The organism is Blastococcus sp. SYSU D00820 (assembly GCF_054050695.1).
The window spans coordinates 1-19,651 of sequence record NZ_JBJGZW010000006.1 but is presented as its reverse complement, the minus strand read 5'-3'; the positions used below and the strand labels follow the sequence as shown (position 1 = coordinate 19,651).

Genomic DNA, 19,651 nt, shown 5'->3' with positions numbered 1-19,651 from the left:
ACCGGCGCGGCCGGGTAGACGTGTGCTCGTGCAGCCTTCCGACCGGGACGAGATCCGAGACCTCCTCAAGCGCACGGCGGTCGCCCTCAAGCAGGCCGACGTGCCCTTCGCCCTCTGCGGCGGCTACGCGGCGTGGGTCCGCGGTGCGCCCGAGCCCGACCACGACGCGGACTTCCTGGTGCCCGCGGCCGAGGCCGAGCGGGCGGCCAAGGTGCTGGCGGAGGCGGGGCTCGAGGTCGCCGATCCCGCGGAGGACTGGCTGACCAAGGTCGTGCAGGGCAACTCGTTCGTCGACGTCCTGTGGCGCACCTGCGGGCGGCCGGTGGAGAGCGACCTCATCGAGCGGGCCGAGGAGCTCCCGGTCCTGTCCGTGCACATGCCGGTGCTCGCGGCGACCGACATCCTCACCACCAAGCTGATGGCGCTCGACGAGCACTACTGCGACTTCTCCCGGCTGCTGCCCGTCGCGCGGGCGCTGCGCGAGCAGGTCGACTGGGACCTCGTGCGCCGGGACGTCGCCGACAACGACTTCGCCTCGGTGTTCCTGGAGCTGCTCGCGCGGCTGGGAGTGGTCGAGGCACCGAGCCCGGAGACCGCGGGCCGCTAACCTGGGGGACAGCGGCCGTCCGGCCGGCAGCCACCCCGCGAGCGACTGAGGGATCAACGTGCCCACCGGCAAGGTCAAGTGGTTCAACCCGGAGAAGGGTTTCGGTTTCCTCTCCCGCGAGGGCGGCCCCGACGTGTTCGTCCACAAGGACGCCCTGCCCGCCGGCACGTCCGAGCTCAAGCCCGGGCAGCGCGTGGAGTTCGGCATCGTCGCCGGCCGCCGCGGTGACCAGGCCCTCCAGGTGCGGGTCCTCGACCCGCTGCCGTCGGTGACCGCCGCGCACGCCGCGGCGACCCGCAAGAAGCCCGACGAGCTGGTGCCGATCATCGAGGACCTCATCAAGCTCCTGGACGACGTCTCCGAGGGGCTGCGGCACGGCCGGCACCCCGACAAGTCGCACGCCCGCAAGGTGGCGACGGTGCTGCGCGCGGTCGCGGCCGACCTGGAGCACTAGAAGGACCCCGTCCTCCCCACCCTTCGCAGGCTCAGGGCGGGGCCCGGGACGGGGCCGCCCTCGCCCCCCACCGCTCGCAGGCTCGCGGCGGGGCCCTGCGAGGGGGCCATCGGTCGCCTTTCGCGCGCGAATGGCGGGTCGCGAGGCGGCCATCGGTCGCCTTTCGCGCGCGAAGGGCGGGGGTCAGCCCGCCGGGGTGCTCGGCACCGGGGTTGCGGTCCCGGTGCCGCCGGTGACGTCGCCGCCGGCGCGGAGGAACCCGATCGGCCAGGCGCCGGTGAACGACCCGCAGTCCCCGCCCTTGTCCTCGACCACCACGAGGTAGAAGGCCGGCGGGACGACGTCGGAGCTGTTGATGCCGTCGTAGACGGTGGTGCCCGGCTCGATCTCCACCTCGCCGATCTGCTCCTGGAGCCGCTCGTCGAAGACCTGCACGCTCCAGCCGCGCTCGGCGAGGCTGTCGGGCACGGTCAGGGTGATCGGGGCGTCGGGGGAGACCTCGACGATCGGCGGGCTGATCTCGTAGCGCTGCCCCTGACCCTCCAGGCAGTACTGGGTGGGGGAGGCGCGGACGTCCTGCGGCCCCACGGTCACCCGCACCTCCGGCGGGGCGACGGCCTCCTCCTCCCCGCAGCCGGCCAGGAGCAGCAGCACCGCGGCGAGCCCGGCGGCCCGCCTCACGGCGTCCACCCACCGGGAGCGGTGGGGCCGAGCGGGTCGGTGGCCGCCTCCGGGCTCCAGCCGGGTGCCGGGGCGGCCGCGCGCGCTGCGGCGCGCTGGCGGCCCCACAGCACGACGCCGACGGCGAGCACCAGCAGCGCCGCGGCGACGGTGAAGCCGAGCCAGCCGGTGGGCGGCAGCGCGATGCCGATCGCCCCGCCGAGCACCCAGGCCAGCTGCAGCATGGTCTCCGAGCGGGCGAAGGCCGAGGCGCGCAGCCGCTCGGGCACCTCGCGCTGGATGATCGCGTCGAGGGAGACCTTGCCCAACGCGTTGGTCACCGCCGAGACGCCGGCGACCACCGCGGCGAGGGTGAAGCTGTAGAAGATCGCGGCCACCACGGTGACGCCGGCGGCCACCCCGGCGGAGATGAGCACCACCCGGTCGGGGTCGACCCGGTGCAGCCGCGAGCCCACCGCGGTGCCGAGCACGCTGCCCGCGCCGGCCGCGCCGGCGATGGCGCCGAGCGCGAGGGTGGCCTCCCAGCCGGTGCTCGTGGCCTGCACGAGGAACGCCGAGAAGATGGTGAGGAAGCCGCCGAGCCCGCGCAGCGCCGCGTTGGCGCGCAGGGCCACCACCACCGCCGGGTTGATCGACCGGCGGCGCTTGCCGGTCTCCTCGTGCGGCGTGGTGGAGAGGACGTCGGCCGGCAGCTCACCGGTGGGGACGTCGACGTGCGGGGGCAGCCGGATGGCCAGCACCCCGGCGACGGCGAAGACGACGGCGGTGGCCCACAGCTCCGGCGGGAAGCCGAACGCCCACGCCAGGCCCGCCGCGATGCCGCCGAAGACCCCTGCGGTGACCAGCCCGAACACCGACGTCCGGGAGTTTCCGGAGGTCAGCGACATCGCCCCGGGCAGCACGCGGGGGAGCACCGCGGCCCGGAGCACGTTGTGCGCCTTGGACAGCACCAGCACCCCGAGCGCCGCGGGGTAGAGCACGAAGTCGTCGTAGTGGGCGGCCATCACCAGCGCGAGCAGCGCGCGGCCGAGGGAGCACGCGCCGAGCGCCCAGCGCCGGCCGCGCTGCAACCGGTCGAGCAGCGGGCCGATGACCGGGGCGACCACGGCGAACGGCGCCATGGTGACCAGCAGGTAGAGCGCCACGTTGCCGCGCTGGGCGTCGGTCGTCGCCGCGAAGAAGAGCGTGCCGGCGAGCGAGACGGCGATCATGGCGTCGCCGGCCATGTGCATCGCGTTGACCCAGAGCAGGTGGGTCAGCCCGCTCTCGCCCGCGCCGTCGGCCCGGCTGGCCGCCTGCACCCGCCGCACCGCGGCGCCGGTGAGCTCGCGGGAGCGCGCGACGGCCACGCGCGTGACCGTCATGCGCTGGGGTGCCGGCGGGTCCCCGGCGGCCGGGACGGTTCCCGCCTCGGGCAGCGGAGCGACGGTGGGGGGCACGGCAGGAGGCGCGGCCGGGGACAGCGCGGGCGGTGCCGCGTACTGCTGACCCGCGTACGGCTGCGCCGCGTAGGCGGCGGGGTCGTACGGAGGAGCCGCGTACTGCGGGGTCGCGTACTGCGACGGGTCGTACTGGGGCGGCGCGTACGGCTGTCCCGGGTACGGCTGGGCGGGCGGGCCCGCGGGGGGCTGGGCGGCGGCCCACACCGGCGGGTACCCCGCCGGCCAGGCGGCGGCCGGCGGCGGGCCGGGCCAGGCGGACCCGGCGGGCACCGGCGGCGGCGCGACCGGCGGCGGCACCTGCGGCTGGACGGGCGCCGGCTCGGGCAGCGGCCGGGTGGCCGGCCGCGGTCGCTCCAGCGGGGTGGTGTCGAGCGGACCGGTCACCGGCGGCGGTGGGGTGCGGCGGCGCAGCACTCCCCGGCGCGGGCCGGGACGACCGTCGGACGACACCACCCCATCGTGCCGCACACCGCCGACCGGACGGCTGAGGCGTCAGCGACAATGGCGTCGTGCCCCAGAACCAGGACCCCGCCGCGCCCGAGGACGACGTGCTCGCCGCGTCGGTGGAGCTGGCCCGGGCCGCGGCCGTGGAGACCGCCGGCGATCCCGTGCTGGTGGGGGACCACCTCACCGCCACACCCGAGACCGCCGACCTGCCCGAGGGCGCCGACCCCGTCGTCCTGGGCGAGACGGTCACCCACTGCTTCGCCAGCACCCTGCCCGGCTACGTCGGCTGGTACTGGGCGGTCACCCTGGCCCGGGTGCCGGGCGAGGACGTCGCCACCGTCGACGAGGTCGTGCTGCTCCCCGGCGACCAGGCGCTGCTGGCCCCGGCCTGGGTGCCCTGGCACGAGCGGCTGCGCCCCGGCGACCTCTCCGTCGGCGACGTCCTGCCGGCCACCGAGGACGACCCGCGCCTGGTGCCCGCCTACACCGTCGACGACGACTCCGCCGACGACGCCGAGGCCTCGGCCGTGGCGGTCGAGATCGGCCTCGGCCGGGAGCGGGTCATGTCGCGGCAGGGTCGCAGCGAGGCGGTCACCCGCTGGGCCTCCGGCGACTTCGGCCCGCGCTCGGCGATGGCCCGGCACGCCCCCGGCCCGTGCGGCACCTGCGGCTTCTTCCTCCCGTTGGCCGGCTCGCTGCGCGGCATGCTCGGCGCCTGCGGCAACGCCTACGCGCCGGCCGACGGGCACGTGGTGACCGTCGACTACGGCTGCGGCGCGCACAGCCAGGCCACGCTCGTGCACGACGAGGCCACCGAGGTGGTCAACACCGCGCGCTACGACACCGCCGAGTACGACGTCCTGAGCGACTGACCGCGGTCAGCGGTCGCGCGGGCCGAGCTGGCCCTGCCAGCGCATGATCCCCAGGCCCAGGACGGCCAGCGCGATCCCGGCCACGCAGGTCCAGGTCCACACGCGGTCGACCCGGTCGCCGGCGAACAGCAGGACGACGAGCGCGACGGCCCACACCGCGACGCCGGCGAGGACGACGCGGGCGGTGTCGACCCGCAGCGGGGGCGGGGCCTGCTTCGTCGGACCGGGCACGGGGAGCACCCTAGGGGCTGGATCCGGCCATGCCCTGTCCGGGGCGGGGGCCGGCGTGTGGCACTCTGTCGCCGTTTGTCGCCCGCCCGGCCCGCGACGGCCGGCAGCCCGCCCGGAGAGTGCGCATGCCCGAGAACTCCCGCCCGTCTCCCGGTGACGCCGCCGCCGAGGGAGCCGCGAAGCCGGCTGCGCCCCGGCGCAGCGAGGGCCCGCGGGTCAAGCCGCGCAACGGCCTGGACCGCTACTTCTCCATCAGTGCCCGCCGCTCCACGGTGGCCCGCGAGCTCCGCGGCGGCCTGACCACCTTCTTCACGATGGCCTACATCGTGATCCTCAACCCGATCATCCTGACCTCGGGTCTGGACGTCCGCGAGGTGCGGCTGGACTTCGGCGCGGTCGCCGCCGTCACCGCCCTGATCGCCGGCGTCATGACGATCCTCATGGGCATCGTCGGCCGGTACCCCTTCGCCCTCGCCGCGGGCCTGGGCATCAACGCGGTGGTCGCCGCCTACGCGGCCACCTCGCTGGCCTGGCCCGAGGTCATGGGCCTGGTCGTGCTCGAGGGCCTGCTGATCACCGTGCTGGTGCTCACCGGCTTCCGCAAGGCGGTCTTCGAGGCGATCCCCGGGCAGCTGAAGACCGCGATCGCCGTCGGCATCGGGTTCTTCCTCACGATCATCGGCCTGGTCGACGCCGGGGTCATCCGGCCGGGCGGTGCGCTGATCAGCTTCGGCGTCAACGGCGAGCTGGCCGGCTGGCCGCTGCTGGTCTTCGTCGTCGGGCTGCTGCTGACGGCGGTGCTCGTCGTCCGCAAGGTCAAGGGCGCGCTGCTGATCGGCATCGTCGTCGCCACGGTGCTGGCGATCGTCATCGAGGCGGTCGCCGAGGTCGGCCCGCGGACGGCCGGCGGCGAGGAGGTCAACCCGCGCGGGTGGGCGCTGCAGGTGCCGGCCCTGCCGGACGACGTCGTGGGCACCCCCGACCTGTCGCTGGTCGGCCAGTTCTCCCTGTTCGGCGGGTTCGAGCGGATCGGCGTCATCGCCGCGCTGCTGATCGTCTTCGCGCTCATGATCGCCGACTTCTTCGACACCGTCGGCACGGTCACCGCGGTCGGCGCCGAGGCCGAGCTGCTCGACGAGAAGCGCGACCTGCCCAAGTCCCAGCCGGTGCTCCTGGTCGACTCGCTGGCCGCCGCCGCCGGTGGTGCCGGCGGCGTCTCGTCGAACACCACCTACATCGAGAGCACCGCGGGTGTGGCCGACGGCGCCCGCACCGGCCTGGCCAGCGTGGTGACCGGCGTGCTGTTCCTCGTGGCGATGTTCTTCAGCCCGCTGGTGCAGGTCGTGCCCTCCGAGGCGGCCGCGCCGGTCCTGGTCATCGTCGGCGCGATGCTGATCAGCCAGATCCGCGAGCTGCGCTGGGACGACATGTCCCTGGTCATCCCGGCCTTCCTGACGATCGCGCTCATGCCGTTCACCTACTCGATCACCAACGGCATCGGCGCCGGCGTCGTGAGCTTCGTGCTGCTGCGCACCGCGGTCGGCCGGCGGCGCGAGGTGCACCCGCTGATGTGGGTGATCGCGGTGGTCTTCGTCGTCTACTTCGCGCTGGAGCCGCTGCGCCAGCTGTTCTGAGCGGGCGCCACGGAGGTGCTTAGGTAGGCTCACGGTCGTGGGGCGGACGACGCTGGACACCGCGGCGCTCGCCCACGACCTGCGCCTGGCCGTGATGCGGTTCTCCCGCCGGCTGCGCACCCAGCGGGTCGACACCTCGGTCACCCTCACCCACCTCGCGGCGCTGTCGACGCTGAAGCGGCACGGGGCGATGAGCCCGGGGGAGCTGGCCGCGCACGAGCGGGTGCAGCCGCCGTCGATGACCCGCGTGGTCGTCGCGCTGGAGGGCATGGGCCTGGTCACGCGCAGCCCGCACCCCAGCGACGGGCGGCAGGTCGTCATCGAGCTGACCGAAGCGGCGGAGGAGCTGCTCACCGCGGAGGCGCAGGCCCGCGAGGCCTGGCTGACCGAGCAGCTGCAGGAGCTGACGGCCGAGGAGCGCGCCGTCCTCCGCGACGCCGCCACGATCATGGAGAAGCTCGCCGCGGGTGACCGTCACGAGCGCTGAGCCCACCTCCTCGCGCGGCGCCTTCCGGTCGCTGCGGGTGCGCAACTACCGGATCCACGCCTCGGCCAACCTGGTCAGCCTGACCGGCACCTGGATGCAGCGGATCGGCCAGGACTGGCTGGTGCTGCAGCTGTCGGGCGACAGCGGGGTGGCGCTCGGGCTGATCACGGCACTGCAGTTCGGGCCCACGCTGGTGCTCGGCATGTACGGCGGGGTGCTCGCCGACCGGTACCCCAAGCGGCGCACCCTCGTGCTCACCCAGGCCGCCATGGGTGTGCTGGCCCTGTGCCTGGCGGTGCTGGTGGCCACCGGCGGCGTCGCGCTGTGGCACGTCTTCGTGCTCGCCGGGGCCCTGGGCGCGGTCGCGGCGGTCGACGCGCCGGTCCGCCAGTCCTTCGTCTCGGAGCTGGTCGGGCCGGACCTGCTGGCCAACGCCGTCGGGCTGAACTCCTCGATCTTCAACGGCGCCCGGCTGATCGGGCCGTCGCTGGCCGGTCTGCTGATCGGCGCCGCGGGCGGGAACACGGCCCCGGCGTTCTTCGTCAACGCCGCCACGTTCGCCGCCACGATCGCCGCGCTGGCCGCCATGCGCGCCGAGGAGCTGCACCCCAGCCCGCCGGTGGCCCGCGGCCGCGGCCAGCTGCGCGAGGGGCTGCGCTACACCGCGTCGCACCCGGACCTGGTGCTCGCGATGGTGCTGGCCTTCGTGATCGGCACGTTCGGCTTCAACTACCAGGTCACGATCGCGCTGATGGCCCGGGAGGAGTTCGGCCTGGGTGCCGAGGCCTTCGGCCTGCTCTCCTCGTTCTTCGCGGTCGGCTCGCTGTCCGGCGCCCTGCTGTCCACCCGGCGCAGCGCGCGGCCGCGGCAGCGCTTCCTCGTCGTCTCGGCGGTCGTCTTCGGCCTGCTGACCGTCGCCTGCGGGCTGATGCCGTCCTACGCGTCGTTCGCCGTCCTGCTGGTGCCCACGGGTGCCGCGGCCCTGCTGTTCAGCGTCGCCAACAACAGCTTCGTGCAGCTGGGCGCCGATCCGCAGATGCGTGGTCGGGTCATGGCGCTGTACTTCATGTGCTTCATGGGCGGCACCCCGGTGGGGGCGCCGCTGGTCGGCTGGGTGTCCGAGCACCTCGGCGCCCCGTGGGGGCTGGTGCTGGGCGGCCTGGTGGTCGTCGCCGCCGGGGTGGGCGCCGGTGCGTGGCTGGCGCGGGGCCGGCGGCTGCGGCTGGAGGCGCACGTCCGCCCGCCGCGGCTGCAGCTGCACGTCGGACCGCGCCGTGCGCCCGGCAGCTGAGCGGGCTGCGGCCGGTTCCAGGTCGTACCGTGGGCACATCCCCCCGTCGGGCCGTCCCCCGGAGGCCGCCATGGCCGGCGCGCTGCTGCAGATCGGGTTGATCACCGTCGCCCTCGTCGGTGCGGTCGGGTTGATGGGCCTGGCCGTGGGGCTGTTCACGGGCAGCGTGCGGCTGCCCCATCCCACCCGCCGCCGGGCGGTCCCGGCCACCGACCGCCGTCCGGTGCAGCAGGTCGCGGCCGACCTGCGCCGGCTGGCCCGGCAGCTGGCCCTCGTGCCGACCGGCGCGCCCCAGGCCCGCCGCCGCGGCCTGCAGGCGGCCTACGACGACGTGCTCGTCGAGGCCGCGCTGCTGCTCGACGTGCCGCACGCGCTGGCCACCACCCCGCCGGGGCGGGCGCGCGACGTGGAACGGCTGCGCCTGGAGACCGCGCTGCGCACCGCCGGACTGGCGGTCGGCGACTGAGCGCGCCGCCGTCCCTCCGCCTGTTCCTGGCCGTGACCCCACCGGCCGGGGCGGTCGGCCACCTCGCCGGCGCCCTGGCCGTGGTGCGGGGCGCGCCGGGGGAGCCCCGGTGGGTGGCGCCGGAGCGCTGGCACCTGACCCTGCTGTTCCTCGGCGCTGTGCTGCCGGAGGTGGTCGGTGAGCTGGGCGCCGCGGCCGGGGCGGCGGTGGCCGCCGCGCCACCGATGCGGCTGCGGCTGGCCGGCGCCGGCCGCTTCGGGTCGCAGCGCCGGCCGGCCGTCCTCTGGGCCGGGGTGGAGGGGGACGTCGAGCCGCTCAACGCGCTCGCCGGGCGGCTGGCCGGCGCGGCCCGGGGGCTCGGGCTGCCGGTCGAGGACCGGCCGTTCCGCGCGCACCTCACCCTGGGCCGGTGGCGACCCGGCCGGCCGGCCGACGGCGCGCTGGCCGAGCGGCTGGCCGGCTACCGCGGCCCGGAGTGGCCGGTGCGCGAGGTGCAGCTGCTGCGGAGCACGCTCGGCGCCGCGCCGCGCTACGACCGGCTGGCGGGCTGGGCGGTCGGCTGACCGGTCACCAGGCGTACTCCTCCGGCGCGGGCCGGTAACCGGGGAAGACCTCGTCGAGGCGGGTCAGCTGCTCCTCGGTCAGGTGGACGTCCAGCGCGCGCAGCGACCCCTCGAACTGCTCCATCGTGCGCGGGCCGACGATCGGTGCGGTGACGCCCGGCCGGTGCAGCAGCCAGGCCAGGCCGACGTCCGCCGGCTGCTGCCCGATCTCCCGGCAGAACGCCTCGTAGGCCTCCAGCGCCGGGCGGTGCCGCTCGATCCGCGCCCGGTTGCGGTCCTCGCTGCGGCGGGGGCCGCCCTGCTGGTCGAGCACGCCGGCGAGCAGCCCGCCGGCCAGCGGGCTCCACGGGATCACGCCGATGCCGTAGCGCTGGGCGGCCGGCAGCACCTCGAGCTCGACGTGCCGGGTCAGCAGGTTGTAGTGCGACTGCTCGCTCACCAGGCCGAGGAAGCCGCGCCGGCCGGCGGCCTCGTTGGCCGCCACCAGCTGCCAGGCGGCGTGGTTGCTGGAGCCGACGTACAGCACCTTGCCCTGGGTCACGAGCGTCTCGCAGGCCTGCCAGATCTCGTCCCACGGGGTGGCGAGGTCGACGTGGTGGAACTGGTAGAGGTCGATCCAGTCGGTCTGCATCCGGCGCAGCGAGGCGTCGCACGAGCGGACGATGTTGCGGGCGGAGAGGAACGTGTCGTTGGGCCAGTCGGACATCCCGCCGTAGACCTTGGTGGCCAGGACGGTGCGCTCCCGGCGCTCGCCGCCCTGGGCGAACCAGGTGCCGAGCACCTCCTCGGTGCGGCCCTTGCCGGCGTCGAAGCCGTAGACGTTGGCGGTGTCGAAGAAGTTGATCCCCTCGGCCTGCGCCCGGTCCATGATCGCGTGCGCGTCGGCCTCCTCGGTCTTCCAGCCGAAGTTCATGGTGCCGAGGCACAGCCGGGAGACCGACAGGCCGCTGCGCCCGAGGTGCGTGTACTCCATGGACGACCACCCTGGCACCCTGTCGGTCGTGTCGCAGATCCACCCCGCCGCCACCGACAGCGCCTTCGACCGGGCCACCACCGTGCAGCGGGGAGAGGCCGGCGAGCCGCTCGCCGAGCTGGACCCGGGCTGGGAGGTCGGCGGCGGGATCCTCAACGGCGGCTACCTGATGGCGGTGGCCGCGCGGGCCGCGCTGCTGGACAGCCCGCACCCGCACGTGGTCGCCGTGTCGGCCAGCTTCCTGCGGGTCACCCCGCCGGGCCCGGCCACGGCCGGTGTCTCCGCCGGCCCGGCCGGGCGCACGCTCGCGCACGCCTCCGTCCTGCTCACCGGGGGCGCCGGGCCGTCGCTGTCGGCGCAGGTCACCTCGGCGACCCTGGGCGACGACGCCGCCGAGTACTCGGCCAACCCGATGCCGGCCGTCGCCCCGCCCGACGAGTGCCTCTCCTTCCGCGACGCCCGGCCGCCCTCGGGCGAGGTGCCGGGCCTGGTGCAGCGGCTGGACACCCGGCTGGACCCGCAGACGGCGGGCTGGGCGCGCGGCCGCCCCGGCACCGAGCCGGTGCTGCGCGCCTGGATGCGGCTGGCCGACGGCCGGGAGCCCGATCCGCTGGCGCTGCTGCTGTTCGCCGACGCGCTGCCGCCCACCGGGTTCGCCGTCGGCCGGATGGGCTGGGCGCCGACGGTCCAGCTGCAGACGATCGTGCACGCGCTGCCGGCGCCGGGCTGGTGCCTGGTCGAGGCGCGCTCGACCGAGGTCGCGGGCGGCTGGTCCGACGAGGACTACCGCATCTGGGACGCCACCGGCCGGCTGGTCGCGCAGAGCCGGCAGCTGGCGCGCCTGGCCCGCTAGGCCGGTGGCGCCGGCAGCTCGACGTCGCCGGTGAGGTAGCGCTGCACGGTCGGCCCGACGGCCGCGACGACCGACTCGGCCGTCGCCGAGGCCAGGGGCTCCAGCCGCAGCACGTAGCGGGTCAGGACGACGCCGACCAGCTGGGAGGCGACCAGCGAGCCGCGGGCGGCGCCCTCCTCGGGCGGCAGGTCCAGCGTGCCGACGACGCGGCGCAGCACGCGGGCCACGAGGAACTCGCGCAGCAGCCGGGCCGACCACTCGTTGCCGACCGCGGACCGGACCAGCGCCAGCCCGGCCGGGCGGGCGGGACCGTCCCAGACCCGCAGCAGGATCCGCACCACCGCGGTGCCGAGCTCCTCGCGGGGGCTGGCGAGCACCTCGGGCAGGAAGTCGCCGGGGTCGGCCGGCGCCTCCACCGCGGCGAGGAACAGCTGGTCCTTGGTGCCGAAGTAGTGGTGGACCAGCGCCGGGTCGACGCCGGCCGCGGTGGCGATCGCGCGGATGGACGCGCCGTCGAACCCGCGCTCGGCGAAGGCGGTGCGGGCCGCGGCCAGCACCGCCTCGCGGGTGTCCGGGTTGCCGGGCCGGCGTCCGGTGGGCCGGCGGCGCGGTGCGTTCAGCTGGTCCTCCTCCGCAGGGTGGCCGCCGCCAGGGCGAGGGCGACGAGAGCGGCGCCGGCCACGATCGCGACGTCGGCCACCATCGTGCCGGTCGCCTCCACCGAGCGCCCCACCTCCTGCAGGGCCTCCACGGCGTAGGTGAGCGGCAGCACGTCGCTGACCGCCTGGAGCCAGCCGGCCATCTGCTCGCGGGGCACCAGCAGGCCGCAGAGGAAGAACTGCGGCAGCACCACGACCGGCATGAACTGCACCGCCTGGAACTCGCTGCGGGCGAAGGCGCTGGCCAGCAGCCCCAGCGCGACCCCGAGGACGGCGTCGACGACGGCGATGAGCACCACCAGGGCCAGGGGCCCGGCGACGTCGAGGTCGTAGAGCGTGGTCGCGACGGTGACCGTGACGACCGCCTGCACCGCCGCGGCCAGGCCGAAGGCGGCGCCGTAGCCCAGCAGCAGGTCGCACCGCGACAGCGGGGTGGTGAGCAGCCGCTCGAGCGTGCCGGAGGTGCGCTCGCGCAGCATCGCGATGCTGGTCACCAGGAACATCACCACGAACGGGAAGACCCCGAGCATGGTCAGCCCCACCCGGTCGAAGACGCCCGGCTGCCCCGGCGGGGCGGGGAGGTCGGCCCACAGCAGGTACAGCAGGCCCAGCAGCAGCGAGGGCAGCAGCACCAGCATGCCGATCGTGCGGTGGTCGTGCCGGAGCTGGCGCAGCACCCGGCCGGTGGTGGCGGCGGTCAGCCGGGGCGTGAGGACGGCGCTCATGCCGCCACCTCCTGCGCGCGGACCAGGCGGAGGAAGGCCTCCTCGAGGTCGTCGGTGCCGGTGCGGTCCCGCAGCTCCTGCGGAGCGGCGTCGGCCAGCAGCCGGCCCTCGCGGAGGAGGAGCAGCCGGTCGCAGCGGCGGGCCTCGTCCATGACGTGGCTGGACACCACCAGCGTCGTCCCGGCGGCGGCGAGGGCGCCGAACCGTTCCCAGAGCTCGGCGCGCAGCACCGGGTCCAGGCCGACCGTCGGCTCGTCGAGGACGAGCAGCTCCGGCCGTGCCACGAGGGCGCAGGCCAGCGAGACCCGGCCGCGCTGGCCGCCGGAGAGGTCGGCGACCAGCTGGCCGGCCGCGTCGGCCAGGCCGACGTCGGCGAGGGCCGCGTCCGCCTCCCGCGCGCCGCGCCCGTACAGGGCGGCGAAGTGGCGGGCGTTCTCCCGCACGGTCAGGTCGGCGTACACGCTCGGCGCCTGGGTGACGTAGCCGACGCGGGACCGCAGCGCGGGGGAGCCGGCCGGCTCCCCGAGCACGGTGACCCGCCCGGAGCGGATGCGCTGCACGCCGACCACGGCGCGCAGCAGCGTGGTCTTCCCGCTGCCCGAGGGACCCAGCAGGCCGGTGACCCGCCCGGCCGGCACGGCACAGCTGAGGCCGGGGAGGACCGGGCGGGCGCCGCGGTGGACGACCAGGTCGGTGACGGTGACGGCGTCGGTCATGGGGACCTCCGGGAGAGAGAACTCAACGCCTGATGAACTCAACGGTAGATGAGTTCCCTGCGCGCGGTCAACGGCTGGACGACGCCGGGTCGGTCAGCGGCCGCGGCGGCGCGAGACCGCGTCGACCGCGGCGATGAGGAGGAAGGGCAGCACGCACCACAGCGTGAGGACGACGACCGCCCGGCCTACGCCGTCCCCGTCGAGGTAGGCGGCACCACGCAGGGCCCGCACCGCGACGCCCGGGGGCAGCACGCCGGCGAGCGGCTCCAGCCAGCCGGGCAGGTACTCCGCGGGGAGGCTGCCGGTGCTGGTGGCCGCGCCGATCGTCAGCAGCACCGCGGTGGCCACGAAGGTGCCGGCGCCGCCCAGCAGGCGCAGGGCCAGGGCCGCCGCGGCGCCCGAGGCCAGCGCCAGCAGGGTCACCAGGCCGGCCACGGTCCAGCCGCCGGCGGGCAGCGCGCCGAACACCCCGACCGACAGCCAGGCGCCCAGCAGGCCCGCGGCCACGGCGAACAGCCCGGCGCTGAGCAGCCGCAGCCGCAACCGGAGCTTCGGGGCGGCCTGGTAGCTGGTGATGCCGAACAGGAAGCCTCCGAGCACCACGCCGAACGCGGTGTGGTCGATCGCCCGGCCCTGCTCGTCCCCGGCCGCGAGCGGGGCGACGTCGGTGACCGTCGGGGGCCCGCCGGCCAGCGGCCCGAGGTCGGTGGTGAGGTCCTGGGTCACCGGTCGGCCGTGCGCCCCGGCCACGAGCAGCCGCGGCGGGCTCTCCAGCAGCAGGGCGCCGTAGACCTCCCCGGAGCCGACCGCCCGTTCGGCCGCCGCCGCGTCGGGCAGCGGTGCCAGCAGGTAGCGGCCCGGCGCCGCCTCGGCCAGCCCCGCGCGGACGGCCTCGACCGCCGGGGCCGGCCCCACGACGCCGACCGGGAGGTCGTGCGGAGCCGCCGTCGGGAAGGCGGCCAGGTAGACGACCACGAGCAGGGTGCCGACGGCGACCGCCACCAGCGCCGGCAACCCGATGCCGCGCAGGGCCGCCTTGACCGGCGACCCGTCGGAGCGCCGCTCCTCGGCGGCCTGGTCGGTCGGTCCCGGTGGCGGCGTCAGCCCACCGGGCATCAGGCGCCCTGCCCGGCCAGCGCGCGGCCGAGCGCGTCGCCCGAGGTCCAGGCGGCGGCCACCCGCGACGGCGCCGACCAGCCGTCGCCGCAGGCGCCGATGCCGTCGCGCAGGCCGAACGGCTCCGGTCGCGGCTCGGCCGGCCGGGCGAACGTCCACCGGTGCACCGCGGTCCACGCCGGGGCGGTGGTCACCCCGAGCGCGCGGGCCACGGCCGCGGCCACCACCGGGACGGCGGCGCCGGGGTCCCCGAGGTGCGCCCGGGCCAGCCGCGGGGTCGTGTGCGCGACCAGCACCGGAGCGCCGTCCCCGCGGCGGTCGCCGTCGTCGGCGACCCAGGCCAGGTCGTCGTCCCCGTTGACGAAGGCGCCGTGCAGGTCGGCCGGCCACTCCCGCCGGTCGAAGCCCAGGACGACGGCCAGCGCCGGCTCCCAGGCGCGGTCGCCGAGCAGCGCGGCGGCGGTGGCGTCGTCGAGCAGCCGGCGGGCCTGCGGATCGGGCAGGGCCAGCGCCACGGCGGGCGCCGGGTCGCCGTCCACGGTCGGGCCCGGGCCGATCCGCTCGACGGCGTGCTCCTGGCACACGTCCAGCCCGTCGGCGAGGTCGACGGCCAGCGAGCGGAGCCCGCCGGGCGCGGCGTACCGGAGCGGGCCGGTGGTGCGGCCCTCGACGCCGCCGGGCCCGGCGACGGCGAAGGTGTCGGTCCACGGCCGGGCCAGCCCGCGGGCGGTCCAGCCGGCGACCACGGCGGCGAAGGCGGTGCCGGGCTCGGCGGTCAGGTAGGAGGCGCCGAGGTCGACCGGGCGGCCGTGCATCGTCCGGGACGCCAGCCGCCCGCCGGGGCGCCGGCCCCGGTCGAGCACGCGCGGGGTGGCGCCGCGCTCGGCCATCGCCCGCGCGCAGGCCAGGCCCGCGATGCCGGCACCGACGACGACGGGAGCGGGGGAGGGCACCGCCCGATCCTGCGGGCTGGGCCGCTGCGCCGCTCGGGGAGGATCGGGGCGTGCCCCCCGAGCTGATCACCGATCCCGCCGACGAGCGGCTGGCCGACTTCCGCGACCTGGTCGCGGGCGACCGCCGGCCCGGGACGGCGCGCGGCACCGGCCCGGTCATCGTGGAGGGCGTGCCCGCCGTCGAGCGGCTGCTGGCCTCGCCGTACCGGGTGCGGGCCGTGCTCGGCGTCCCCGGCCGGCTGGCCGCGCTGGACCTGCCCGGCGACGTCCCGGCCTACGAGGCGGACAAGTGGGTGCTGTCGGAGGTCATCGGGTTCCGGCTCACCCGCGGCGTGCTCGCCTCGGCCGACCGGCGGGCGCCGGCCGACCTGGGGGAGCTGCTGGCCGGCCCGGACCCGGCCGCGCCGCGCCGGCTCGCGGTGCTCGAGGCGCTCAACGACGCCGAGAACCTCGGCTCGATCGCCCGCTCGGCGGTGGCCCTGGGCGTGGACGGGCTGCTGCTGGACCCGCGCTGCGCCGATCCGCTGTACCGGCGCGCGGTCCGGGTGTCGATGGGGCACGTGCTGGCCCTGCCGTTCGCCGTCCTCCCGGACTGGCCCGGCGGGCTGGACCGGCTGCACGACGCCGGCTACCTCACCGTCGCGCTCACCCCGGCCCCCGACGCCGTCGACCTGGCCGACGTCGACCCCCGCCGGCACCCGCGGACGGCGGTGCTGCTCGGGGCCGAGGGCCCGGGGCTCACCGCCGGGGCGCAGGCCGCGGCGCGGGTGCGGGCACGGATCCCGATGCGGACCGGCGTGGACTCCCTCGGCGTCGCCGCCGCGGCGGCGATCGCCTTCGCGACGCTGCGCTGACCGTCAGCCCCGCAGGGAGAAACGGGCCAGCATCGCCCGGGCCTCCTCGGCGCGCGCGGGGTCGCACATGATGTCGTAGCGGCCGGCGGTGATCCGGCTGGTGCTGGTGAAGTCGCGGCGTCCCCGGGTGGCGGCGTACCCCATCCCGCCGAAGAGGGCGCCGAACACCAGGCCGATCAGCAGGCCGGTCAGCACCGAGGAGAACCAGTTGGTGCCGTCGGGGGCGAAGATGCCGAGCAGCAGGCCGACGAACAGACCCCACCAGGCGCCGCCCGCGGCGCCCGCGGCGATGGCCCGGCCCATGGTCAGCCGGCCGGTGACCTTCTCGACCATCTTGAGGTCCGAGCCGATGATCGTGACGTTCTCGACGGCGAACTTCTCGTCGGAGAGGTAGTCGACCGCCGCCTGGGCCTGCTCGTAGCTGTCGTAGGAACCGACCTGGACGCCGCCGAGCGGCATGGACACGGACGCTGACATGTCCGGTGCCGTACCCGGTCAGCGGCCCGAGGACACCCTCAGCGGTGCCGGCGGACCCCGAAGACGATGTCCTCCCACGCCGGTATCCGGGCACGGGGGTCCTCGTCCTCGCCGTCGGTGCGGCCGAGGACCACGGTGTCGTGCTCGGCGATCTCGTCGAGCAGCTCGTCGGTGCTGCGGGCCGGCTCGGGGCTGCCGTCGGGGGCGGCGACGTCGCGGACGCCGGGCTCGTCGGTCTCCCGCCGGGCCGGGGGCGCGGCGGGGTCCGGCACGGCGGTCACCGGCCGGTGCACCGGTGCGACCGGCAGCCCGCTGGGCACGTGCGGCACGACCCGCACCAGGCGGGTGCCCTCGGCGAAGTCGGTGGTGGCGGCGTCGGCCGGGGTCACCGTGCGCGCCGGGATGTCGTAGGCCCACCGGGTGGTGCCGGACTTGGCCCCGGCCGTCCACGCCGCGGTGACCTGCCAGCCCTCGTCGCTGCGGTGGGCGTCCCACGAGACGGCGTCGAGGTCGGCGCCGAGCAGCCGCAGCCGCTCGGCCATGAACTGCTGCAGCGCACCGCTCGGCGGGCCCTCGGACAGCCGCACGCGTGCCTCGCGGGCCTGCTCGGCGATCCGCTCGCGCTCCTGGAGCACGGGGTGGGCGAAGCGCATGATGCGCTCCACCCGCGTGCCGGAGGCCGCGGCGACCTGCTCGGGGGTCTCCCCGGCCCGGATGCGGGCCTGGATGACCCGCGGCGGCAGGTGGGTGCCCAGGTCGACGTCGATCTGGCCCAGCCGGCGGGCGTCCCCGCGCGCGGCGGCGCGGACCCGCTCGTCGATCGGCAGCTCGAACCGCTCGCTCTCGTCCGTCGGGTCGGCGCCCTCGAGGGCGAGCACCAGGCTCTTGCCGTCGTCGGAGAGCGCCACGAGGCGCAACGCGCGCATGGGCGACCTCCGGGGGACGGCGGCGGGCGGGGAGACGACAGACCGAGGCTATCCGCGCGCGGGGGAGCGCGCGGGCAGGCCGCCCGGCGTGGCGCGAACCGCCGCATACCGAATCCCGGGCGACACGTGCCCGCAACACGCGGGCGGCAGTGTGACGGGTGGGGCTGCTGCAGCGGTGACGACGACCGCGCAGCTCCCGCCGGGGCGCCACGCGGGAGGCGGCCCGGGCGCCGTGCGACCCTCCCGCGGGCCGTCCTGCGCGCAGCGGGGAGGCGGCCCGTCCCACGAGCCGAGGAGGTGCGATGGCCAGCCCCCTGGTCGACCGCTGGTCGACCCCCACTCCCGCCCCCACCGCGCCCGGACTGCCGCCCGCGGTCCGTTCCGCGGTCGCCACGATCGCCGGCGCGTCCGGCGCCTGGTGCCCGGCCCTCTCCCCGGCCGGCGACCGCGTCGCCTACGTCACCGACCGCTCCGGCATCCCGCGGCTGGAGGTCGCCGGGGTCGGCGCCGCCGCGGTGCCGGTCGTCGTCTCCGGCCCGGGCCAGGAGGTCGTCTCGGTCGCCTGGTCGCCCGACGGCGCCTGGCTGGCCTACCTGGTCAGCCCCGGGGGCTCCATCCGCGCGGAGCTGCACGTCGTCCGCCCCGACGGCAGCGGGCGGCGGCTGCTGGCCGGGGAGGACCCGCGGGCCACCGTCTTCGCCGGCGGCTGGACCCGGCCCGGTTCCTACGTCTGCTCCATCGCGCCCGGCGACGGCCCGGACGCCGACGTCGTCGTGGTGGACGTCGAGAGCGGCGCCCACCGCACCCTCGCCCGCGGCGGGTTCCTCGTCGTCACCGCGGTCTCGCCCGACGAGCGGCGGGTGCTCGCCCGCCGCGGACCGCGCGGCTTCCGGCACGTGGTGCTGGTCGACGTCGCCACCGGGGAGGCCCGGCGGGTGCTGCCGCTGGACGCCCCGGGCGGGATCGCCTCGGAGGACGGCCGGTTCGCCCCCGACGGCCGCTCGGTCTACGTGCGGGCCGCGCTACCCGGCCCGCTGCGGGAGGACCGCGCCGGCCTGGTCGAGGTGCCGCTGGACGACGACGGGCCGGCCGGCCCCGGGCGGGTGGTGCTCCGCCGTCCGGACGCCGACCTCGACGGCTACGCGCTGCGCCCGGACGGCACCGTGCTTGCCGTCTGGAACGCCGGCGGGGTCACCGAGCTCGCCCTGCACGACCTGGCCGACGGGGCGCTGGTGCGCGCCGTGCCGCTGCCCGAGCCGGTGCTGCCCGGCTGGTCGCTGGCCTCCGACGGCGACACCGTCGTCGCCGAGCTGACCGGCCCCGCCGCACCGCGGTCCCTGTGGCGGATCTCCCTCGGGGGCAGCGCCGCGCCGCAGCGGCTGTCCCCGGGGCCGCGCCGGCCGGATCCGGCGCTGCTCGTGCGGCCCGAGCGGGTGGAGTACGCCGCCGCCGACGGGCTGCCGCTGGCCGGCTGGCTCTACACGCCGCCGGGGCAGCAGGGCGCCAACCGCACGGTGGTCAGCTTCCACGGCGGCCCGGAGGGCCAGGAGCGCCCGGCGTTCTCACCGGTCGCGCAGTCGCTGGTGGCCGCCGGCCTCACCGTGTTCGCGCCCAACGTCCGGGGCTCGGGCGGCGAGGGCCGCGCGTTCATGACCGCCGACGACGGCCCGGCGCGGGAGGCGTCGTTCGAGGACGTCCGCGCCACCGTGGACTTCCTCGTCACCGCGGGCATCGCGGCGCCGGGGCGGGTCGGCGCGCACGGCTGGTCCTACGGCGGCTACCTGACGCTGGTCGCGCTCACCCGCTGGCCGGACCTGTTCGCCGCCGGCGTCTCGCTGGCCGGCATGAGCGACCTGCGCACGTTCTTCGCCGCGACCGAGCCGTGGATGGCCGCCACCTCGGTCACCGAGTACGGCGACCCGGTGACCGACCGGGAGATGCTCGCGGCGATCTCGCCGATGACCGCACTGCACCGGCTGACCTCGCCGGTGCTGCTGGCGCACGGCGACCGGGACACCAACGTGCCGGTGGCCGAGTCGGTGCAGGCCCACCAGGAGCTGCAGGCCCTCGGTGGGCCCAGCGAACTGCTGCTGCTGCCGGGCGAGGGGCACACGATCGTCGGCCGGGAGCACCTCGTGCAGCTGTCCGAGCGGGTCGTGGAGTGGTTCGACCGCTGGCTCTAGACGCACCGGAGGCCGGGAGCGCAGGTTTCCTGCGCTCCCGG

Annotated in this window: 22 protein-coding genes; 11 read left to right on the top strand and 11 right to left on the bottom strand. The window is 76.6% G+C overall.

All coding sequences use genetic code 11. The annotated features are described in order from the left end of the window. The first annotated feature begins 28 nt into the window (after window positions 1-28). Together ACI79R_RS08935 and ACI79R_RS08930 are read left to right on the top strand one after the other, a co-directional pair. The gene (locus ACI79R_RS08935) at window positions 29-607 is read left to right on the top strand and encodes a nucleotidyltransferase family protein (protein ID WP_456573247.1); all 579 of its coding nucleotides are present in this window, start codon (window positions 29-31) and stop codon (window positions 605-607) included. A 58-nt stretch (window positions 608-665) separates the two neighbouring features. Then, window positions 666-1,061 (top strand): cold-shock protein, encoded by a 396-nt coding sequence (locus tag ACI79R_RS08930; protein WP_456573246.1) that lies wholly within the window; start codon window positions 666-668, stop codon window positions 1,059-1,061. Between the two features lie 183 nt (window positions 1,062-1,244). Here ACI79R_RS08930 and ACI79R_RS08925 read toward each other — a convergent pair whose 3' ends face one another. Further along, window positions 1,245-1,742 (bottom strand): DUF2771 family protein, encoded by a 498-nt coding sequence (locus ACI79R_RS08925; RefSeq protein ID WP_456573245.1) that lies wholly within the window; start codon window positions 1,740-1,742, stop codon window positions 1,245-1,247. Beyond that, the gene (locus ACI79R_RS08920) at window positions 1,739-3,634 is read right to left on the bottom strand and encodes an MFS transporter (RefSeq protein WP_456573244.1); all 1,896 of its coding nucleotides are present in this window, start codon (window positions 3,632-3,634) and stop codon (window positions 1,739-1,741) included. Before ACI79R_RS08920 ends, ACI79R_RS08925 begins: the two co-directional genes overlap by 4 nt. A 59-nt stretch (window positions 3,635-3,693) precedes the next feature. Between ACI79R_RS08920 and ACI79R_RS08915 the strand changes: the two genes are divergently transcribed. Then, window positions 3,694-4,503 (top strand): DUF3027 domain-containing protein, encoded by an 810-nt coding sequence (locus ACI79R_RS08915; protein ID WP_456573243.1) that lies wholly within the window; start codon window positions 3,694-3,696, stop codon window positions 4,501-4,503. 6 nt (window positions 4,504-4,509) lie between these two features. On the opposite strand, the gene ACI79R_RS08910 is transcribed toward ACI79R_RS08915, so the two are convergent. Further along, window positions 4,510-4,734 carry a DUF2530 domain-containing protein gene (locus tag ACI79R_RS08910; protein ID WP_456573242.1) on the bottom strand — a complete coding sequence of 75 codons (225 nt, stop codon included), beginning with the start codon at window positions 4,732-4,734 and terminating at the stop codon, window positions 4,510-4,512. Between the two features lie 125 nt (window positions 4,735-4,859). Between ACI79R_RS08910 and ACI79R_RS08905 the strand changes: the two genes are divergently transcribed. The 5 genes from ACI79R_RS08905 to thpR all read left to right on the top strand — a co-directional run bounded on the left by ACI79R_RS08905 (window position 4,860) and on the right by thpR (window position 9,175). Then, complete coding sequence (locus tag ACI79R_RS08905; protein ID WP_456573241.1) at window positions 4,860-6,368, top strand: NCS2 family permease; 1,509 nt, start codon at window positions 4,860-4,862, stop codon at window positions 6,366-6,368. Window positions 6,369-6,405: 37 nt separating this feature from the next. Further along, on the top strand, window positions 6,406-6,855 hold the full coding sequence (locus ACI79R_RS08900) for a MarR family winged helix-turn-helix transcriptional regulator (protein WP_456573240.1): 450 nt from the start codon (window positions 6,406-6,408) through the stop codon (window positions 6,853-6,855). Beyond that, window positions 6,836-8,146, top strand: coding sequence for an MFS transporter (locus ACI79R_RS08895; protein ID WP_456573239.1), 1,311 nt, complete (start codon window positions 6,836-6,838; stop codon window positions 8,144-8,146). Before ACI79R_RS08900 ends, ACI79R_RS08895 begins: the two co-directional genes overlap by 20 nt. A 70-nt stretch (window positions 8,147-8,216) precedes the next feature. Then, window positions 8,217-8,612 (top strand): hypothetical protein, encoded by a 396-nt coding sequence (locus ACI79R_RS08890; protein ID WP_456573238.1) that lies wholly within the window; start codon window positions 8,217-8,219, stop codon window positions 8,610-8,612. After that, window positions 8,609-9,175, top strand: coding sequence for an RNA 2',3'-cyclic phosphodiesterase (gene thpR, locus ACI79R_RS08885; RefSeq protein WP_456573406.1), 567 nt, complete (start codon window positions 8,609-8,611; stop codon window positions 9,173-9,175). Before ACI79R_RS08890 ends, thpR begins: the two co-directional genes overlap by 4 nt. Window positions 9,176-9,179: 4 nt before the next feature. Here thpR and ACI79R_RS08880 read toward each other — a convergent pair whose 3' ends face one another. Continuing rightward, window positions 9,180-10,148, bottom strand: a complete 969-nt coding sequence (locus ACI79R_RS08880) for an aldo/keto reductase (RefSeq protein WP_456573237.1) — start codon at window positions 10,146-10,148, stop codon at window positions 9,180-9,182. Here ACI79R_RS08880 and ACI79R_RS08875 point away from each other — a divergent pair. Then, entirely contained in the window at window positions 10,147-11,001 is an 855-nt protein-coding gene (locus ACI79R_RS08875) for a thioesterase family protein (protein ID WP_456573236.1), read from the top strand. The two genes, ACI79R_RS08880 and ACI79R_RS08875, sit on opposite strands and share 2 nt — an antisense overlap. Here ACI79R_RS08875 and ACI79R_RS08870 read toward each other — a convergent pair. The 5 genes from ACI79R_RS08870 to ACI79R_RS08850 form a co-directional block, all read right to left on the bottom strand. Further along, a complete protein-coding gene (locus ACI79R_RS08870; RefSeq protein ID WP_456573235.1) occupies window positions 10,998-11,558 on the bottom strand; it encodes a TetR/AcrR family transcriptional regulator in 561 nt (186 codons plus the stop codon). The genes ACI79R_RS08875 and ACI79R_RS08870 overlap by 4 nt on opposite strands. 59 nt (window positions 11,559-11,617) lie before the next feature. Further along, the gene (locus ACI79R_RS08865) at window positions 11,618-12,385 is read right to left on the bottom strand and encodes an ABC transporter permease (RefSeq protein ID WP_456573234.1); all 768 of its coding nucleotides are present in this window, start codon (window positions 12,383-12,385) and stop codon (window positions 11,618-11,620) included. Then, entirely contained in the window at window positions 12,382-13,101 is a 720-nt protein-coding gene (locus ACI79R_RS08860; RefSeq protein WP_456573233.1) for an ABC transporter ATP-binding protein, read from the bottom strand. Before ACI79R_RS08860 ends, ACI79R_RS08865 begins: the two co-directional genes overlap by 4 nt. 93 nt (window positions 13,102-13,194) lie before the next feature. Continuing rightward, window positions 13,195-14,217, bottom strand: a complete 1,023-nt coding sequence (locus tag ACI79R_RS08855; RefSeq protein ID WP_456573232.1) for a hypothetical protein — start codon at window positions 14,215-14,217, stop codon at window positions 13,195-13,197. Further along, entirely contained in the window at window positions 14,217-15,170 is a 954-nt protein-coding gene (locus ACI79R_RS08850; protein WP_456573231.1) for an NAD(P)/FAD-dependent oxidoreductase, read from the bottom strand. The genes ACI79R_RS08855 and ACI79R_RS08850 overlap by 1 nt, the downstream gene beginning before the upstream one ends. A gap of 50 nt (window positions 15,171-15,220) precedes the next feature. Between ACI79R_RS08850 and ACI79R_RS08845 the strand changes: the two genes are divergently transcribed. Continuing rightward, the gene (locus ACI79R_RS08845; RefSeq protein WP_456573230.1) at window positions 15,221-16,024 is read left to right on the top strand and encodes a TrmH family RNA methyltransferase; all 804 of its coding nucleotides are present in this window, start codon (window positions 15,221-15,223) and stop codon (window positions 16,022-16,024) included. Window positions 16,025-16,027: 3 nt separating this feature from the next. Here ACI79R_RS08845 and ACI79R_RS08840 read toward each other — a convergent pair whose 3' ends face one another. Together ACI79R_RS08840 and sepH are read right to left on the bottom strand one after the other, a co-directional pair. Further along, window positions 16,028-16,501: a general stress protein gene (locus ACI79R_RS08840; RefSeq protein ID WP_456573229.1), complete on the bottom strand. Its 474-nt coding sequence runs from the start codon at window positions 16,499-16,501 to the stop codon at window positions 16,028-16,030. A 38-nt stretch (window positions 16,502-16,539) separates the two neighbouring features. Next, window positions 16,540-17,427 carry a septation protein SepH gene (gene sepH / locus ACI79R_RS08835; protein ID WP_456573228.1) on the bottom strand — a complete coding sequence of 296 codons (888 nt, stop codon included), beginning with the start codon at window positions 17,425-17,427 and terminating at the stop codon, window positions 16,540-16,542. A gap of 302 nt (window positions 17,428-17,729) precedes the next feature. On the opposite strand from sepH, the gene ACI79R_RS08830 reads away from it, so the two are divergent. Then, complete coding sequence (locus ACI79R_RS08830) at window positions 17,730-19,610, top strand: prolyl oligopeptidase family serine peptidase (RefSeq protein ID WP_456573227.1); 1,881 nt, start codon at window positions 17,730-17,732, stop codon at window positions 19,608-19,610. Window positions 19,611-19,651 lie beyond the last annotated feature (41 nt).

Coding starts and splice junctions, on each gene's coding strand:
- ACI79R_RS08840 (WP_456573229.1), bottom strand. CDS start 16,501: ATGTCAGCGTCCGTGTCCATGCCGCTCGGCGGCGTCCAGGTCGGTTCC.
- ACI79R_RS08890 (WP_456573238.1), top strand. CDS start 8,217: ATGGCCGGCGCGCTGCTGCAGATCGGGTTGATCACCGTCGCCCTCGTC.
- ACI79R_RS08905 (WP_456573241.1), top strand. CDS start 4,860: ATGCCCGAGAACTCCCGCCCGTCTCCCGGTGACGCCGCCGCCGAGGGA.
- ACI79R_RS08880 (WP_456573237.1), bottom strand. CDS start 10,148: ATGGAGTACACGCACCTCGGGCGCAGCGGCCTGTCGGTCTCCCGGCTG.
- ACI79R_RS08855 (WP_456573232.1), bottom strand. CDS start 14,217: ATGCCCGGTGGGCTGACGCCGCCACCGGGACCGACCGACCAGGCCGCC.
- ACI79R_RS08875 (WP_456573236.1), top strand. CDS start 10,147: ATGGACGACCACCCTGGCACCCTGTCGGTCGTGTCGCAGATCCACCCC.
- ACI79R_RS08865 (WP_456573234.1), bottom strand. CDS start 12,385: ATGAGCGCCGTCCTCACGCCCCGGCTGACCGCCGCCACCACCGGCCGG.
- ACI79R_RS08830 (WP_456573227.1), top strand. CDS start 17,730: ATGGCCAGCCCCCTGGTCGACCGCTGGTCGACCCCCACTCCCGCCCCC.
- sepH (WP_456573228.1), bottom strand. CDS start 17,427: ATGCGCGCGTTGCGCCTCGTGGCGCTCTCCGACGACGGCAAGAGCCTG.
- ACI79R_RS08860 (WP_456573233.1), bottom strand. CDS start 13,101: ATGACCGACGCCGTCACCGTCACCGACCTGGTCGTCCACCGCGGCGCC.